18 protein-coding genes are annotated in these 16738 nt (G+C 49.0%); 10 read left to right on the forward strand and 8 right to left on the reverse strand.

The features are described 5' to 3' along the window. Positions 1-618 precede the first annotated feature (618 nt). Complete coding sequence (locus tag DZK30_RS02780) at positions 619-1596, reverse strand: helix-turn-helix transcriptional regulator (protein ID WP_162902787.1); 978 nt, start codon at positions 1594-1596, stop codon at positions 619-621. Positions 1597-1647: 51 nt separating this feature from the next. Here DZK30_RS02780 and DZK30_RS02785 point away from each other — a divergent pair, with 51 nt between their 5' ends. After that, a complete protein-coding gene (locus tag DZK30_RS02785; RefSeq protein WP_118973378.1) occupies positions 1648-2745 on the forward strand; it encodes an FAD-dependent monooxygenase in 1098 nt (365 codons plus the stop codon). Between the two features lie 177 nt (positions 2746-2922). Here DZK30_RS02785 and DZK30_RS02790 read toward each other — a convergent pair whose 3' ends face one another. Continuing rightward, positions 2923-3915: a M28 family peptidase gene (locus DZK30_RS02790; RefSeq protein WP_118972552.1), complete on the reverse strand. Its 993-nt coding sequence runs from the start codon at positions 3913-3915 to the stop codon at positions 2923-2925. A gap of 224 nt (positions 3916-4139) precedes the next feature. Between DZK30_RS02790 and DZK30_RS02800 the strand changes: the two genes are divergently transcribed. From DZK30_RS02800 to DZK30_RS02820, 5 genes are all read left to right on the forward strand, one after another. Further along, positions 4140-5405, forward strand: coding sequence for an adenylosuccinate synthase (locus DZK30_RS02800; protein ID WP_118972554.1), 1266 nt, complete (start codon positions 4140-4142; stop codon positions 5403-5405). 119 nt (positions 5406-5524) lie between these two features. Further along, entirely contained in the window at positions 5525-5995 is a 471-nt protein-coding gene (locus DZK30_RS25630; protein WP_162902788.1) for a hypothetical protein, read from the forward strand. Positions 5996-6012: 17 nt separating this feature from the next. Then, complete coding sequence (locus DZK30_RS02810; protein WP_118972555.1) at positions 6013-7287, forward strand: anthranilate synthase component I family protein; 1275 nt, start codon at positions 6013-6015, stop codon at positions 7285-7287. 52 nt (positions 7288-7339) lie between these two features. After that, on the forward strand, positions 7340-7840 hold the full coding sequence (locus DZK30_RS02815; protein WP_162902789.1) for a DUF1573 domain-containing protein: 501 nt from the start codon (positions 7340-7342) through the stop codon (positions 7838-7840). A 30-nt stretch (positions 7841-7870) separates the two neighbouring features. Continuing rightward, positions 7871-8758: a UbiA-like polyprenyltransferase gene (locus tag DZK30_RS02820; protein ID WP_240432842.1), complete on the forward strand. Its 888-nt coding sequence runs from the start codon at positions 7871-7873 to the stop codon at positions 8756-8758. Positions 8759-9000: 242 nt separating this feature from the next. Here the strand turns inward: DZK30_RS02820 and DZK30_RS02825 are convergent, their stop codons facing one another. Next, positions 9001-9288 (reverse strand): HigA family addiction module antitoxin, encoded by a 288-nt coding sequence (locus tag DZK30_RS02825; RefSeq protein WP_118972557.1) that lies wholly within the window; start codon positions 9286-9288, stop codon positions 9001-9003. 54 nt (positions 9289-9342) lie between these two features. After that, the gene (locus DZK30_RS26540) at positions 9343-9606 is read right to left on the reverse strand and encodes a type II toxin-antitoxin system RelE/ParE family toxin (protein WP_394342374.1); all 264 of its coding nucleotides are present in this window, start codon (positions 9604-9606) and stop codon (positions 9343-9345) included. A gap of 193 nt (positions 9607-9799) precedes the next feature. Between DZK30_RS26540 and DZK30_RS02835 the strand changes: the two genes are divergently transcribed. Genes DZK30_RS02835 through DZK30_RS02850 form a run of 4 tightly spaced genes read left to right on the forward strand, consistent with a single transcriptional unit; the run spans position 9800 to position 13729 of the window. Next, positions 9800-11695: a RecQ family ATP-dependent DNA helicase gene (locus DZK30_RS02835; protein ID WP_118972558.1), complete on the forward strand. Its 1896-nt coding sequence runs from the start codon at positions 9800-9802 to the stop codon at positions 11693-11695. A 27-nt stretch (positions 11696-11722) separates the two neighbouring features. Next, the gene (locus DZK30_RS02840; RefSeq protein WP_118972559.1) at positions 11723-12052 is read left to right on the forward strand and encodes a TIR domain-containing protein; all 330 of its coding nucleotides are present in this window, start codon (positions 11723-11725) and stop codon (positions 12050-12052) included. A gap of 47 nt (positions 12053-12099) precedes the next feature. Continuing rightward, a complete protein-coding gene (locus DZK30_RS02845) occupies positions 12100-13101 on the forward strand; it encodes a Gfo/Idh/MocA family protein (protein ID WP_118972560.1) in 1002 nt (333 codons plus the stop codon). A gap of 16 nt (positions 13102-13117) precedes the next feature. Further along, positions 13118-13729, forward strand: coding sequence for a trimeric intracellular cation channel family protein (locus DZK30_RS02850; protein ID WP_118972561.1), 612 nt, complete (start codon positions 13118-13120; stop codon positions 13727-13729). An 80-nt stretch (positions 13730-13809) separates the two neighbouring features. Here the strand turns inward: DZK30_RS02850 and DZK30_RS02855 are convergent, their stop codons facing one another. Genes DZK30_RS02855 through DZK30_RS02870 form a run of 4 tightly spaced genes read right to left on the reverse strand, consistent with a single transcriptional unit; the run spans position 13810 to position 16599 of the window. Then, complete coding sequence (locus DZK30_RS02855; RefSeq protein WP_240432843.1) at positions 13810-14775, reverse strand: ParB/RepB/Spo0J family partition protein; 966 nt, start codon at positions 14773-14775, stop codon at positions 13810-13812. Next, positions 14759-15583, reverse strand: a complete 825-nt coding sequence (locus DZK30_RS02860) for a ParA family protein (RefSeq protein ID WP_118972562.1) — start codon at positions 15581-15583, stop codon at positions 14759-14761. The genes DZK30_RS02855 and DZK30_RS02860 overlap by 17 nt, the downstream gene beginning before the upstream one ends. Positions 15584-15619: 36 nt before the next feature. Next, positions 15620-15916, reverse strand: coding sequence for a hypothetical protein (locus DZK30_RS02865; RefSeq protein ID WP_118972563.1), 297 nt, complete (start codon positions 15914-15916; stop codon positions 15620-15622). A 5-nt stretch (positions 15917-15921) separates the two neighbouring features. Then, positions 15922-16599 carry a metal-dependent hydrolase gene (locus DZK30_RS02870; RefSeq protein ID WP_118972564.1) on the reverse strand — a complete coding sequence of 226 codons (678 nt, stop codon included), beginning with the start codon at positions 16597-16599 and terminating at the stop codon, positions 15922-15924. Positions 16600-16738 lie beyond the last annotated feature (139 nt).

Consider the following 16738-nt stretch of genomic DNA (forward strand, 5'->3'; position numbering starts at 1 on the left):
ATCGATTTTAGTAAAAATCCTCCCCTGTCTTCGCTGCGCCTTGGGGTGGTTGTTCAGCGCGTAAGGTTGCTGCGATATTGCCGGCCGGTTGGAAGTGTTCTGCGGTGTTCCTCAACAAACAGTCATCCCGCCTGCAAGAAAGCACATTGTTTCCTGCTAGAATCGTGCGGGTTATTAGCTGAGGAGGATCGCTATGTAACTGAGCAGAAATGATATATTGCCGCACCGGTAGCCTTACGGAAGTATTGTTTGGAAAATAAATGAGTAATGAAATGGGAACGGATTAGAGCGGCCATCCCGGTTTAGGAAGCAGGCGCCATCCGATCCCAGTGTAGAAAGGACAGCCATAACATAGCGCTTCGCCGAGATCGGGGATCCTGGTGTCGGTACATTTGCCCAATGTATCCTATGCCAAATGGGACGAAGCTTAGGATCGAAGCGTATTGGATGCTTTAAGAAGCACCGGCGCTTAAGGTTCTTGCTACAGGGCGCGAGGCGGTTTGCTTGCCTTCTTTTTTCACTTTTCCTTTCTTGTAAGCTGTAAGACTATGCTAGCGGTGTCTTTTGAAGAATTTATTTAGATGGCTTTCATCGGCGATCTCGTTGATCCGTTTGTCGCTACAGTTCGCTGCTGTATTTCTTTGGTTTTTTGCCGATGTGCTTTTCGAATATGCGGGCAAAATGGCTGAGATTTTCAAATCCCATCAGATATCCTGCTTCTGATACCGATAGATGTTCTTCCCGCAATAGCCTAGCAGCCTCTTTCATACGCATGTGCTGATAATAGTCATAGATACCCATCCCGAAAATCTGCGTAAAAATCCTGCGCATCTTCAGCTCGTTCATTGCGGCGATCTGCTTCAGCTCCGCGATCGGGCTGGGCGTATGCAGCGATGAAGCCAGTTTGTCGCGCACCTTGTAAATCGATTTTATGTCAGCTGCGTTTAGTTTTTGATGAACAGATTTTTCACGTCGGCTCAAGCTCTGAAATAAATAATACAGCAGTTCCAGAGCTTTTAGCTTGTAGTAGTATCCATTTAACGATTCCCGTTCTTCTTCTTTGATGATGTCGTTCACGGTTCGGATGATATCATCAGTCATCATTTCTTCAATCAGAAAATTATTGCCGCCTTCAAATAGGGACCGGAAATGATCGCTGTCATTTCCCAAAAAACTTTTCAGGTAACCGGCGCTTATAAAGATCGAAACGACCTTTACATGAGTGCCTTTCCGGAAAAGACTCGAATAGGATGCGTCCGAAGGAAATACCCGCACGTAGGGTAGCTTTTCTGTCTTTTTAAATCCTCCTTTTTGATGCGACGGAACCTCGTAATCGAATGCGTTATGGAAGAAAAAACGAATACTGTTTTTGATGTGCTTCGGTGGCGTAACCTGACGTTTGAATGTCTTCTTTACCCAATAGGAAGCAGCAAACATGGCAAGGTCGGGCAAAAAATTAAAGCCTTTCTGGTATTGCATCTCTACATGCTGCACCATGCCATCTCCAATATCGTAGCCAAGGTCGTTTACGAGCTTGAGAAGATTCGTTTGCTCACCTTCTCCATCATATGTTTTACGACTATTTTTGGTAGCCATATTGCTATTTTATTCGTAAAGGTGTAGATAATTTTGATAAAAAATAAAAAAATGAAAAAGGAAGTGTTGATATCCGGTGCGAGCATTGCAGGTTTAACCCTGGCCTATTGGTTGAATCAATTCGGTTACTTTGTAACCGTCGTTGAAATTTCGGAAAGCCTGCGAAGGGGCGGCTCGCCTATCGACGTTAGGGGTAAGGCATTGGATGTTGCCAAAGAAATGGGCATCCTGGAAAAAATCAAATCGATGGAATTTGTGCACACAGATGAAATTGTAAACGCCCAAAACGAAACGATCGTAGCTTTTGCATTGAATGCCCAGGATGAATACTTTGGCGATATTGAAATTCATCGCGATGATCTGATAGATATCCTTTTCGAAAACATTCCGAAAGGAGAGGTCCGGTTTCTTTTTGGAGACAGGATCGAAAAACTGGCCCAGCACGAAAACAATGTCGGGGTGGTATTCAAAAGTGGCTCGACCGGGACCTTCGATTTCGTTTTTGGTGCAGACGGTGTCCACTCAGGCGTAAGAAAACTTGTCTTCGGGAATGAGGAAGCGTATTCGCAATTTTTCGGCGAATACTGTGCCATAGTTCAGGCGCCGGATATAAAGCCGAACAAACCGAACTCCGGAGCTATGTACAACGAGCCCGGGAAGATGGCTGCGATCTACGCTTTTAAAAATACGGTGAACGCTTTTGTTATTTTCAGGTCGCCCAAACTAGATTGGGACTACCGGAACCATGAGCAGCATAGGCAGATACTGAAGGACAATTTCAAGAACAGTTCATGGAGAATCCCCGAAATTTTAGACGCAATGCTCCATTCAGACAGCTTGTATTTTGATGAAGTTTGCCAAATTCACATGCCCACCTGGACTCAGGGGAGGGTGGCGCTTATTGGCGATGCAGCGTATGCACCAAGCTTCCATACCGGTATGGGGACAAGCCTGGCGATGCAGGGCGCCACAATTCTGGCAAAAGAATTACACGCAAATGATGACTATAAAACGGCATTTGCAAATTATAACCAAACCTACCGGCCGTTTGTCGAAAGTGTGCAGGCGAGGATCAACCGGGGAATGGAATATCTGGTGCCTGAGACGGAAGAAGGTATCCAGAAAGCATATAAGCGATTTATGAAATAGATATTACCGGTCCGGTTTAGGTACCCGGGCATGAAATCCATAGGAGAAAGGCAACCGGCGCTACGGCTCCTTTAATTTATTTTTCCCCGGCTGTCCTGGTATAGAAACAAAACACCCCTTGGTCCCTGGGCGCGTCGCACTTTCCTCCTGGCGACTTGCAGCGCGATATTTTGTTCCCTATTGCTCGTAAAGGAACTGGACCAGTGTTTGCCCTACTGCTTTGAGCGTTGCTTTGTCGATCACATCCATATTGTCTTTGAGCGTATGCCAGTGGTCGGGAAATCCTGTAGGGGAGCCAGCCGGCAGGTGTATGATGTCGATGGTCGGTATCTTAATGATCTCGTTAACAGGTACGTGGTCGTCGGTAATGGTGCCACCATTCTCGTAAACGAAATAAGAGGAATAGCCCGCCTGATTCGCTGCAGTCCATACTTCTTTTTGCAAATTGGCTGCATATTGCTGCGAGTTGCCTTCCAGCGGGAAACGGGCATTGCGGCCACCGACCATGTCGAGCAATATGCCGCCTTCGGCCCTGTATCCCGGTACATGCGGGTGCTGGGCCCAGTATTGCGTACCCAGGGCATACGACTTATCGCCCCATTCTGTTTTGCCATAGTCTTCTACGTCAGTCAGCAAAATATCTATGCCCAGGTCGGGATTGTTGAGCGGCTGGCTCTTTAGTACATTGGCCAGCTCGATCAGCACGCCTACGCCGCTGGCGCCATCGTCTGCGGCGTCTACAGGCTTATCTTTCCCGGCGGGATCCTGGTCGGCCCAGGGACGGCTGTCCCAATGCGCCAGGAACAGGATCCTTCGTTTGGCCTGTGGCCTTATGGAACCGATGATATTGATGCAACGCAGCTTCGTTTTCTTGTCGCCAGCGGTCACTTGTGTCTCCTGGCGATAGACGGTATCGCAATAGGTGCGTAGCTGCTGCTGCATCCAGTCGGCGCATTTAAGCTGGGCCTCGCTGCCGGGGGTACGTGGTCCCATGGTAACCTGCGCGGCAACGTGGTTGTAGGCGTTGTCGGCGTTGAATACCGGCACTTTTATTTTGGGTTCTTCAGTGGTGGCGGCTGTTCCCTGCGTTTGTTCGGTAGCATCGGAATGACAGCTGTAGCTTAGGGCCATCAAGCTGAAGGAGCAGATGCCGAGGACGATTTTTTTCATTGTATTATTGGATCCGGTATTTGCGAATAAAGATATACGCGGACGCGCGGGAAGCGTCTGCGTATTGCAAAGTAATAGAATTGTTGGATAAAAAGAGCATTCCGCCTGCCAAGGCTTGAAAGCTTGCAGTTTTAAGCCAAAAAAGCGAAATAAAAAAACTGGATTTTCTTGTTTCTAAGCCACTACCTTTTTTTATTTTTGCCTTTTCGCTATAAAAATTCAACATGGTTGACGTATTAATTGGTTTGCAGTGGGGAGATGAAGGCAAAGGCAAAATAGTAGACTACCTTGCTGCAGATTATGATATCATTGCCCGCTTCCAGGGTGGCCCCAATGCCGGGCATACCTTATACGTGAACGGGCAAAAAGTAGTGCTCCGCACGATCCCATCCGGTGTGTTCCGGGAGCAAACCCTGAACCTTATCGGGAACGGTGTTGTTATAGACCCGGTTACGCTCAGGGAGGAGATCGAAGGCTTGAAGAGCCTGGGTGTGCAACTGGATAAGAACCTGTTCGTTTCGCATAAAGCCCATCTGATCCTTCCTTCGCATCGTGCACTGGATGCCGCTTCAGAACATGCTAAAGGGAAAGAGAAGATCGGTTCTACATTGAAAGGCATAGGTCCCGCCTACATGGATAAGACCGGGAGGAATGGCCTGAGGGTAGGTGATATACTGGCCGCTGATTGGGATGAACGCTATCAACGTCTGAAGAGCAAGCATATGGAGATGCTGCGCCTGTATGAAGAGGTGCCGGAATGGGAAGCCTGGGAAGCCGATTTTTTTGAGGCGATCACTTACCTGCGTTCTTTGAATATTGTTAATGGCGAATACTGGCTCAACGACCGGCTGAAACAAGGAAAGAAAGTGCTGGCTGAAGGTGCACAAGGCAGCATGCTGGATGTCGATTATGGTACTTATCCTTTTGTTACCTCATCCAATACTATTGTTGCGGGTGTTTGCACAGGATTGGGTGTTGCTCCCTCCAAGATCGGAGAAGTGTATGGTATTACCAAAGCTTATTGTACCCGCGTAGGCGGTGGCCCTTTCCCTACAGAGCTGAACGATGAGACAGGCGAACGCCTGAGGGCTGCAGGCCATGAATTCGGAGCGGTAACGAAGCGTCCGCGCCGTTGCGGCTGGATGGACCTTGTTGCGCTGCGTTATGTATGCATGCTCAGTGGCGTTACCCGTTTGATCATGACGAAGGCCGATGTGCTGGACGGCTTTGACGAGATCAAGGTGGCTACCGCATACGATATGGATGGTCAGCAAAGCGAAGAATTTCCCTTTGATATTTGCGACCGGAATATCATTCCTGTATACCGTTCTTTCAAAGGATGGGATACCCCGATCAGCAGCTGCGACAGTGCAGACGCGCTTCCTGAAACGTTTAAAAACTATTGTAGCTTTGTAGAAGATTACCTGCAAACACGCATACAGTTTATATCAAATGGCACAGGCAGGGATCAATTGCTGACTTTGTTTTAAATTGCAGCGCATAACCAACCGACCAGGCGAAATATTTTTTGAAAAAAAATTTTGCCAAACCAAAAAACTGATAAAAATTTACACTACTAATTATAGAACCTGTTAACAGTTCGTGTGTTATGAAATCTAATTCAGAAAAAAAGACTGCGGCGAAAAAGGCCGCTCCTGCAAAAAAAGAAGCCGCGCCTAAGAAAAGCGCCAATGCAAAGAAGGAAGAAGAGGACGAATTGGAAGAGGACGAAGATGGGGAGCTTTTTGAAGATGAGGCACCCAAGAAAAAAGCGGGTGCTAAAACTGCGAAAGCTGCTCCCAAAAAGGCTAAGCGTGATGATGATGACGAAGACGATGATGACGAGGAAGACGATGATGATGAGCTCGACGAAGATGATGATTTCAACAAGGACGAGTTTGCTGATGAAGATCCCGATTTTGAAGAATTTGATATTCCCAAGTCTAAGAAGAGCAGCAGCTCCGCGCCAAAAAAGAAAGGTGCCGATGACTTTGATGATGACTTCAGCGATCTTGGCTTCGATGACTTTGGTGGTGGCGGCGGTGGTGGTTTTGATGATGACGATGACGACGATTTTTAATTTTCGCTTTACTAATAATGACTGCACGTACTTCCGTTACTTATAGCTTTGCGGAAGAGGACCTGTCGCAACTAAAGAATAAAATGCTGAATTGGCTCCGCCCTTTCAGCATTTTTGCTTATCTGGACAATAACAGCTACAATCATGCACCCGTACGCTTCGAGCTGCTGGCAGGGGCGGGTATGATCGATTCCTCCGATCATATGCCGGACAATAGCGAGGACTGGTATTTCGGTCACCTTTGCTATGATTATAAGAATCATGTGGAACCGAAGCTATCCAGCCGGCATCCGCATACCACGGGCTTCGATACTGTTTTTTTCTTTTGCCCTGAGACAGTGGTTTATATACCGGCGCATAGCCACACCTTGCATGTCGCTACAGTGCATGTCGATCCTGCGCAGGTCCTGGCGCAAATATTGTCCATGCCGGATACTGTTGCAGATGAAGGGGTTGCTGGATCTGGGGTGGACTGGCAATACCGTTTCGGCCAGGAAGATTATCTTGATTGTATTGCAGAAATACGCCGGCATATAGAAGAAGGCGATTGTTATGAGCTGAATTTTTGCACGGAAGCTTATGCGACAGTGCCGCAGCTTGATCCGGTATACACCTTCACCCGTCTCAATACGGTTAATCCGGCGCCTTTTGCGGCCTTATACCGCAATGAAGCCTCCTGGCTGGTATGTGCGAGTCCGGAACGTTTCTTGTTCCGGCAGCAGGATCGGCTGGTATCCCAGCCGATCAAAGGCACTGTACGCAGAAGCAGCGATCCGGTCGCAGATGAGGATTTAAAACGATCCTTACGCAGTGACCCGAAAGAACGCGCCGAGAATGTGATGATCGTTGACCTCGTGCGCAACGACCTGGCCCGTAGCTGCAAGCCCGGTACGGTAGCGGTTCCGGAGCTTTTTGGCGTCTACTCTTTCCCACAAGTGCATCAGCTGATCTCTACGGTAAGCGGCGAATGCCTGCCCGGTGTTACCAACCGGCAGATCATCGACGCGGCCTTTCCTATGGGCAGTATGACCGGTGCCCCCAAAGTAATGGTCATGGAGCTGATCGAGCAATACGAGCGTTCGCGCAGGGCGCTATATTCCGGTACCATAGGCTATATGATGCCCAGTGGCGACTTCGATTTCAATGTAGTGATCCGTAGTCTGGTCTATCATGCCGCCAAGGGCTATCTTTCCTATCATACGGGCGGGGCGATCACTTATGAGAGCCTGGCGCTGGCCGAATGGGAGGAGACCCGCCTGAAGGCAAAAGCGATGGAGCAAATTTTTTTATAGCGGTTTCGGATTACCTTTGTATCCTGTATCAAAATCTTTTAAAACCGAATTGATGAACGCCCAGGTCAAGACCATCTTACTTACAATACTTACACTGTCCGTTTTTACGATCGCCATCGTAGAGCTTAGCGGGGTCAGCTCGCGCGCTTTATTCAATAAATATGGTGTAGGCAGTCCGCCGCCGCATGCTACGGAGTTGGAAGAAAGGAACGCCAGGGATAAGGAAGTAAAGACAATGCCCAAAACCTCGGTATCCTTTACGGAAGCGCATTACGATTTTGGTAAAGTAAAAGAAGGCGGGAAGATAAAGCATGCTTTTAAATTCAAAAATACAGGACAGCATCCCCTGATGATCTCCGACGTCATTACCTCATGTGGCTGTACGGTGCCTTCTTTTTCCAAAGAGCCTGTATTGCCGGGAAAGGAAGGAGAAGTTGTGGCCGAGTTTAATACCAAGGGAAGGGTGGGCAAGAATCACAAAAGCCTGATTGTTGTCTCCAACTCAGATCCCGAGCGGGTTTCCTTGTCCTTCGAAGCTGAAGTGACTGAATAAGCAGCCGGAATTTTTAATAACGTATTTTTCATGAGCAATATACAAGCTATGCCGCGGCAAGCCTCAGTTATCGGCAAGTATCTTTCCCTGGTCAAATTCAGCCATACGGTATTCGCCTTGCCTTTTGCGCTCCTGGGCTTTACCCTGGCGGTAGCTTACGAGCGTCAGACCTTTCACTGGTATCTGCTTGTGTTCATGTTGCTGTGCATGGTCTTTGCGCGTAGCGCCGCTATGGCATTCAACCGTTTTCTCGACCGCCGTTTCGATGCTCTTAATCCGCGTACAGCGCAAAGAGAGATCCCTGCCGGCGTGATCGCTCCCAGGCAAGCGCTCATTTTTACCATTGTCAATTGCCTCCTGTTTGTAGCAACTACCTGGTGGATCAATAAGATCTGCTTTATGTTGTCGCCGGTGGCCCTGTTCGTGATCCTCTTTTATAGCTATACCAAGCGGTTTACGGCCTTATGTCACCTTGTGCTGGGCGCCGGCCTTGCCTTGGCGCCAATAGGCGCCTACCTGGCAGTAACGGGTTATTTCAGCCTGCTGCCGCTGTTGTTCTCTTTCACGGTGTTTACCTGGGTTTCGGGCTTTGATATTATTTACGCGCTCCAGGATGAAGATTTCGACAGGGGACAAAAGCTGCATTCTATACCGGCTGCGCTGGGCAAGCGAAAAGCCCTTTGGGTATCCAACCTGCTGCATGTTTTTTCTGGCCTGTTTGTTATTGCTGCCGGTATGCTCGGACAATTTGGTATCCTGTACTGGATCGGCGTTACGGTATTCTGCGGCTTGCTTGTTTATCAGCATCTCCTGGTAAAACCCAACGATCTGAGCAAAGTAAATATGGCTTTTGCCAATACCAACGGTATCGCCAGTATCCTATTTGCCGTCTTTACCATACTTGAGCTGTTGCTTTAATGGTTTTCCTGCGGAAAGGCCTCTGGGTTTACAAATGAAATACTATTAGCGGTTCAAAGATAGACCCTGGCAGTAATAAAGAAAAGGGACTATCCCCATATAGGAACGAAGTACCCTCCGGTTCTTAAGCCTGCCCTGTGGGCAGTTGTAAATGTTGTTTAGACAGATTTTGCAACCATGGCTGGCGCAAATTTGTCCATATTTTCTATGTCGGAATAGTCAGGTAAAGAAAAAGGATAGGATTAGCTGGCAAGAGAAACAATCTTTGAGCGGTCTATAGTTTGCTCTGCGTGCCACAGATCATAGTTTTTTTGCAGGGTTATCCAAAATTGCGCGCTATTTCCAAATGCCGCACTTAGCTTAACAGCTAGCTCCACACTGATGCCGGCATGTTCGTTTACAACATGGGACAAGGTAGTGCGATTGATATTCAGGGCTTCAGCTACACGTGTTACCGTTAACCCTCGTGCAAGAATAAATTCTTCTCTTAATATCTCACCTGGATGTACCGGTGGAAGCATTCGTCTCATTTCAGTTGTTTTATCGGATTTTTTCAGGTCTTATCTTAGTGATAGTCTTCGTAATTAACGTCTAAAATATCTGGAGGGTCCCATATAAAGGTGATCCGGTAATTGCCTGTGACCACAAGGCTCCATTCCCCCCGATCGATTTCCTGTTAGCCGGTGGATACCCATTCCAAGATGCTCAATATCGGCAATACAGGTCACGGCGTCCAGCATGTCGAGTATCCTGTTTATCTTGTTTCGCTGCTCGGCGGGAAGCCTGGAGCCATTTCCTGTTGTGTAAAATACTTTAAGTCCTTTGTGAATAAATGATTTTACAGGCATTCTCGATTGTTTACAGGATCAATATTTAGCCTTGTATCTATTGCAAAACAAATGTAGCGTGTTGCACAACACTAATCAAATAAAAATAATTGATACACTCAAATTTGATGGCGTTTGAATACATTCTGTGTCTGTATAAGAAGCGATCCTAATCCTCCGTATTTTTGTTATCTCAGTTGAGGAAACAAAGAGGATGAGCCTGATCAAAGACCTGTTACAGCAATACTGGCATTATAGTGCATTCCGGCCCCTGCAGGAAGAAGTGATCGATACCGTGATCGATGGTGGCAATGCTCTGGCGCTGCTGCCGACGGGTGGCGGCAAATCCCTGTGCTATCAGCTGCCGGCATTGGCACAGCAAGGGTTTTGCCTGGTAGTGAGCCCGCTGGTCGCGTTGATGCAAGACCAGGTAATGCAGTTGGACCGGCGCGGCATCCCGGCAGCTTTTCTCCATTCCGGTATGGCCGGCCGGCAAATGAATACTGTGCTGCAGCAGGCTGCCGCCGGTGAATTGAAGTTGCTGTATGTGTCGCCGGAGCGCTTGCAAACAGCGGCCTTTGAAGAATATTGCGACACGTTTCAGCTTAATCTCATCGCTGTAGATGAAGCGCATTGTATTGCTCAATGGGGGCACGATTTCCGGCCGGCATACCGGCGTATAGGAACATTGAGGGAACGTTTTCCCAGTGTCCCTGTATTGGCGCTTACGGCCTCGGCAAACGAAGAAGTGCAGCTGGATATCATCCGGCAATTACGGCTGGGTACGCCGGCAGTATTCCGGCAAAGCGTTGTACGCGAAAACCTCTTCTATCATATCCGCTACACGGAGAACAAACCCGGTGATACAGAAACATGGTTACATAAGGTCACCGGCAGCGGTATCCTCTATTGCCGGAGCCGTAAGCGTTGTGTAGAAACGGCGATCAGGCTACGGCAGGAAGGCTTCGATGCCGGTGTGTACCATGCCGGTATGCCGCGGGAAGAACGGGAACAGGCCCAGCGGCAGTGGACGGCAAGTGTACAAAAGATCATGTGCGCCACTACGGCCTTCGGTATGGGTATCGATAAGCCCGATGTGCGCACGGTGGTCCACTACGATGCTCCGGAGCATATAGAAGCTTATTACCAGGAGGCCGGGAGAGCGGGGCGCGACGGGCTGAAGGCGCATGCAGTGCTGCTCTACGATCACAAGGATATTATCCGTCTGCAGGAATCCACTGAGATCAATTATCCTCCGGAGGCGTATATCCGCAAGGTCTATCATTTGGTAGGCGATTACCTGAAAATGCCCGTCGGCGAGGGCATGGAGCAATTACAAGCCTTCGACGCGGTAGCTTTTGCCCATGCATTTGAGCTGGAGACCCTTAAAACCCTGAGCGCTATACGCCTGCTGGATCGCGAAGGCTTCTGGCAATGGAATGAAAACGCCAATATGCAAACCCTGGTCCAGTTCACTACCGACAGGAGGACGCTCAATTATCTCGAAAATACCGAGCCCAAACTGTCTTATGTGGCAACCAGCCTGCTGCGCCTGTACGGCAGTATATTTCACTATCCCACGGTGATCCGCGAATTTGAGGTCAGTAAGTTGCTGCGTATAGAAAAGCCACAGCTCGACCTGGCGCTTCAGCGCCTGTCGGCGCTGGGCATTATCGCTTATCAGCCGGCTGTTACCGGCGGTACATTATACTGGATGCATCATCGTTTTGCGCCGGCGCAGCTGCGCCTGGATACCCGGCATATCGATCAGTTGCGGCAGGCGCATGAACGCAGGGTTCAAAAGATGATCGCTTATATACAAAACGAGGAAACTTGTCGTAATGTGCTGCTGGCGCAGTATTTCGGGGAGTCCTCTCCTCAGCCTTGCGGCGGATGCGATGTGTGCCGCCGCAAGGCCCAACACCCCCCGGCAAAAGATATCAGGGAGCAGATTCTTGCATTGATCCGCGAGCAGCAGCAGATCAGCATTGCGGGGCTCACGGCAGCCTTCCCGGGCACCGCGGCGGAACATGTCATAGAATATGTGCGCTTGCTGCATGATGAAAGCTTATGTCGTGTATATCCTACAGGGATTATATTTGCTACTTGATTACCTTTGCCTGTAAACCTGTTTGTTATGATCATCGGCGTGGCAGGGCCATACACAGCAGCTACCGAAGAGCAGCAGCAGGCCAACCTTGACCGGATGACTGCCGCTGCGGTACGGTTGCTGGAAAAGGGACATACTCCTGTCATTGGTGTACACGCAGCCTTAGCTATAGTAGATAAGGCGGGGCCAGGTGTTGAACGCAATCAGGCGATCATGGCCATTTCCCTGGCGGTGATCGATAGTTGCCAAGCGTTGCTGTTGCTCGCAGAAAGTCCGGGCGCCAATAGGGAGCGCGATCTGGTACAAGCCAAAGGATTGCCGGTTTATACGCATATCGACGATATAGGGCCGGCATAAACAATATTGAAAATGCCTCTTTTGGGGGCAAACCGGAAGGAAACGGAATGATAAAATTTGCGATTATTGGATATGGGCATATCGGGAAACGACATGCTGAGCATATAATAAATAACAAAGAATGTAAGTTGGTTGCTATTTGCGACACCAATACAGATATTGTCGGTCAGCTACCGGATAAAGAAATCTCATATTATCCCAATATTGATGACCTGCTCTCGGCCACTACAGCCGATGTTGTTTGCATCTGTACGCCCAACTACCTGCATTGCCGGAATGCGGTAGCAGCCTTGAATGCCGGAAAGCACGTTGTGGTGGAAAAGCCTATGGCGATGAGCGATGCAGAATGCGATGAGATGATCGCAGCAGCTGGTAAAAGCCATAAGATCATTTTTGCTGTAAAGCAGAATCGCTACAATCCGCCGGTAGTGGCCGTAAAGGAATTGATCAGCTCAGGACGACTGGGGAGGGTATACATGATGCAGGTCAATTGCTTCTGGAACCGCAGCGATAACTACTATGCCCAAAGCGACTGGCGGGGCAAAAAAGATAAGGATGGCGGCTGTCTGTTCACGCAATTCAGCCATTTCATCGATATACTGTATTACCTGAATGGCAGTATTGCCCAGGCTTCGGGAACGCTGACCAATTTTGCACACAGTCACAATACGGAATTTGAAGACAGCGGCAGCTTCCTGCTAAAGGCTACCAACGGCGCCCTGATCAATTTTAATTTCTCGACCTGCGCCTATGAAAAGAATATGGAAGGATCCATCACGATCCTGGCCGAGAACGGTACGCTTAAGATAGGCGGACAATACCTCAATACGCTCGAGTATCAATGCCTGCGGGGTGAAGAGCTGCCGCAGATCAATATCGTGGCCAAGGAAAATGACTACGGTTTGTATAAAGGCTCTATGAGCAATCATGACAAGGTGATCCAGAATGTAGCCGACGTGCTCAATCATAATCATCCGGTAATGACCGGCGCCGAAGAAGGCAGGGAAGTCGTGCGCATTATCGAAATGATGTACGCTGCTGCCCGCTAATGCTTACATTCGTATCATGAACATTCAGTATGTTTTTGAGCTGATCGGTACCGGTTTCTTTGCGGTATCCGGCGCGCTGGCCGCCAACGAAAAGTCTAATCCCGACTGGTTCGGCGTTACCTTTATCGGCTTTATTACGGCGATAGGCGGCGGTAGTATCAGGGATATGCTGCTGGGAAGCTATCCATTGGTGTGGATCGGTAATGTGGCCTTTCTTTACGCCATATTGACCGGCGTGGTGCTGGCAAGCCTGTTCTATACCCGCCTGAAAAAGCTACGCCGTACCCTTTTTATCTTCGATACTTTCGGGATTGCCCTCTTTACCATACTCGGTACGGAGAAAGCCCTGTTGATGGGTGTACATCCTATGGTAGCCGCCATAATGGGTATGTTCTCCGCTATCATGGGAGGTGTAATCCGCGACGTGCTTACCAACCAGACACCCATACTTTTTCATAAGGAAATCTATGCTACTGCTTGCCTGGCCGGCGCGTTTGTGTACCTGCTGCTCGACCGTTTCGGGTTGGACCGGAACCCCAACTTTTTGTTGTCCGGCCTATTGATCCTCATCGTTCGCATACTGGCTGTGAAGTACAGGCTGAGCCTGCCGAAATTCAAGAATGAATGACCTGCTTTCCGCAATAAACAAAACAGCCAGGACCTTCCGGGTCTGGCTGCTCTGTTTTCGTACTGGCACGAATAGATAATTTATATTTTCATCGCATCCATGATGCGTTCAAGGTCTTCATCGTTGTAGAAGTCGATCACGATCGTTCCTTTGCCGTTTTTCTTGCGGTCAAGCGAAACCTTCGTGGCAAAGTGAGAGGCCATGTTATCTTCTATACGCTTATAGGCAGGCGGTAGCTTATTGGCCACAGCCGCAGTTTTCTCCAGCGGTTTCTTTTCGTGCAGCATATTTTTGACCAGCTGCTCGATCTGCCGTACCGACAAGCCTTTCTGTGTGGCTTCGCGGTATGCGTAAAGCTGCTCTTCCACGTTTTCCAGACCAATAATGGCACGGGCATGTCCCATGCTCAGCAAGCCGTCACGCACCGCTTTTTGTATATCTGGTGGCAATTTGAGCAGCCGCAGGTAATTGGCCACGGTGCTGCGTTCTTTTTTCATTCTTTCGGCTACCTGCTCCTGTGTCATGGCGCATTCGTCCATCAGCCTTTTGTAGCTTAGCGAAATTTCGATGGCGTTAAGGTTCTCCCGTTGCAGGTTCTCCAGCAGCGCCATTTCCAGCAATTCCTGGTCGTTGGCAGTGCGAATGTAGGCCGGGATATCCTTAAGGCCGGCCATTTTAGAGGCCCGGAAGCGGCGTTCGCCGGAGATCAGCCGGTATTTGCCGTTCGCCATTTTGGAAATGGTGATCGGCTGGATAATGTCGTGCAATAAGATGCTTTCCGAAAGCTCCTTCAGCGCCTGTTCGTCAAAATCGTGACGGGGTTGCTTGGGATTCACCTCGATCTGGTCTATCGGGATACGGCCGCCCACGACGGTAGCAGCTTTACCCGATGCACTGGGAATAGCCTCCGCCGTAGCTTTGAGCTCTTCGTCAATGTTGTTGAGCAGGGCTTTAATGCCCAGTCCCAGCGCTTTCTTCTTATTGTTGGAATTTGTCATGTTCGCGTTTTCTTTCCCTTTGTCCACAGTGCTAGTTGTTTGTTCCATGCTCGTCCGCTTCAAATATTTTGTCTTCGTTCTTGATCTTGGTCAGGTTATTCTTTTGCAGTATCTCTTTTGCCAGGTTGAGGTAATTGATTGCGCCTGTGCTTTCCGTATCATACATCAGCGCCGGCTTGCCGAAGCTGGGTGCTTCGCCCAGCTTGGTATTCCGGTGAATGATCGTGTTGAACACAAGCTCCTCAAAGTGATTTTTGATCTCTTCCACTACCTGGTTGCTGAGGCGCAGACGCCCGTCGTACATAGTCATCAGAATGCCTTCGATCTGCAGCTCTGTATTGATGCGCGTTTGCACGATTTTGATCGTGTTCAGCAATTTGCCCAGGCCTTCCAGGGCAAAGTACTCGCATTGCACCGGGATCACCACCGAGTTGGCGGCGGTGAGCGCATTTACAGTGATCAGGCCTAAAGAAGGAGAGCAGTCGATAATGATAAAATCGAACTCCCGGCCTTCTTTTTCCAGGGCGTGTCGCAAAATATGCTCACGGTTGGGATGATTGATCAGCTCGATCTCCGCACCCACCAGGTCAAGGTGGGAGGGTAGCAGGTACAGGTTTGGTGTTTCCGTTTCCAGCATCGCCTGCGATACGGGCATCTCGTTCACGATGCAGTCGTAGAGGCTCACCTGGATGTTCTTTAGGTCAAAGCCATTGCCTGTAGTGCTGTTGGCCTGCGGATCGGCATCGATCAGCAGGGTCTTGTATTCCAGTACAGCCAGGCTGGCTGCGAGGTTGATCGCCGTGGTAGTTTTACCCACGCCCCCTTTCTGGTTTGCTATTGCTATTACTTTTGCCATGTAACAAGCTCTTTACAGAGCAGTTTAAAAAATGACTTATCTATCGATAAGTGTCAGGATAAGATAAAAAACGATCAGATAAAAGACCAACACGCCCCACAAAGCACCTTTTGCATATTCCTTAAGGCCATTTCCCCAAAGCAGTATGGGTGGTAGCAAGGACACTGCAACGATGATGATTACCAGGCTAATGACAGCATGCTCTTCATCACCGTTATAACCGCTCCTCACCGGAGCCTTCAGGAAGATTTTAACTCCTATAGCCAGCAAAGTGATTAAGGGCGTGAACAGGCTTCCAAATCCTATCAGCCGCTGCCTGCCTTTGCTGCTCACCTGAATTACAATTCGATCGTTTGACCGATCGTGGGCAGGATCAGCTCCTTACCAGCCTGGGCAAAGGCCGTCTTTGCTTTTTCGTGATCGATCACAATATAACCAAAAGTATCGAAGTGAATGCCCACCACTTTATCGCACTGCACAAAATCGGCTGCGATCACGGCTTCTTCCGCATCCATGGTAAAATTGCCACCGATGGGTAAGATCGCGACATCCAGCTTGGTGTACCTCGGAATCAACTGCATATCCATAGTGAGGCAGGTATCGCCGGCAAAGTAGAAGTTGATCTCGCTGGTGCGGATCACAAAACCACCGGGATTGCCGCCATAGCTGCCGTCGGGGAGGCCACTGCTATGCTGTGCCGGCACATAGTGGACCTTGCCAAAGTCGAATTCGCGGGCGCCAAAGTTCATCGGGTGTACTTTATCGTAACCCTGTGCGGCGACCCAGGTAGTGATCTCTGCATTGGAAATAACCGTAGCGCCGGTATTCCGGGCTATGGCAAGCAGGTCGCCTACGTGATCGCCATGGCCATGGGAAACCAGGATATAGTCGGCTTCTATTTTTTGGATATCAATATCTTTTGCCAGTTCATTGCCCGTAATAAAGGGATCGAAAAGCAGCTTTTTTCCGGAAACTTCCACGGCAAAGCAAGCGTGGCCATAAAATGTGAATTTCATACTTTCTGCCTGGATGGTTTTTTGTTCCCGTTCCGATGCGGAACGGTCATTAAGGGTTACAAAAATACGTTCAAAGAATGGATTTTGGGGAGATTGTGGATAAATTACAAATTTTCGGAAGGCAAAGCCGGGTAAATTT

Origin of the sequence: Taibaiella koreensis (assembly GCF_003545715.1) — a bacterium.
Lineage (GTDB): Bacteria > Bacteroidota > Bacteroidia > Chitinophagales > Chitinophagaceae > Taibaiella > Taibaiella koreensis.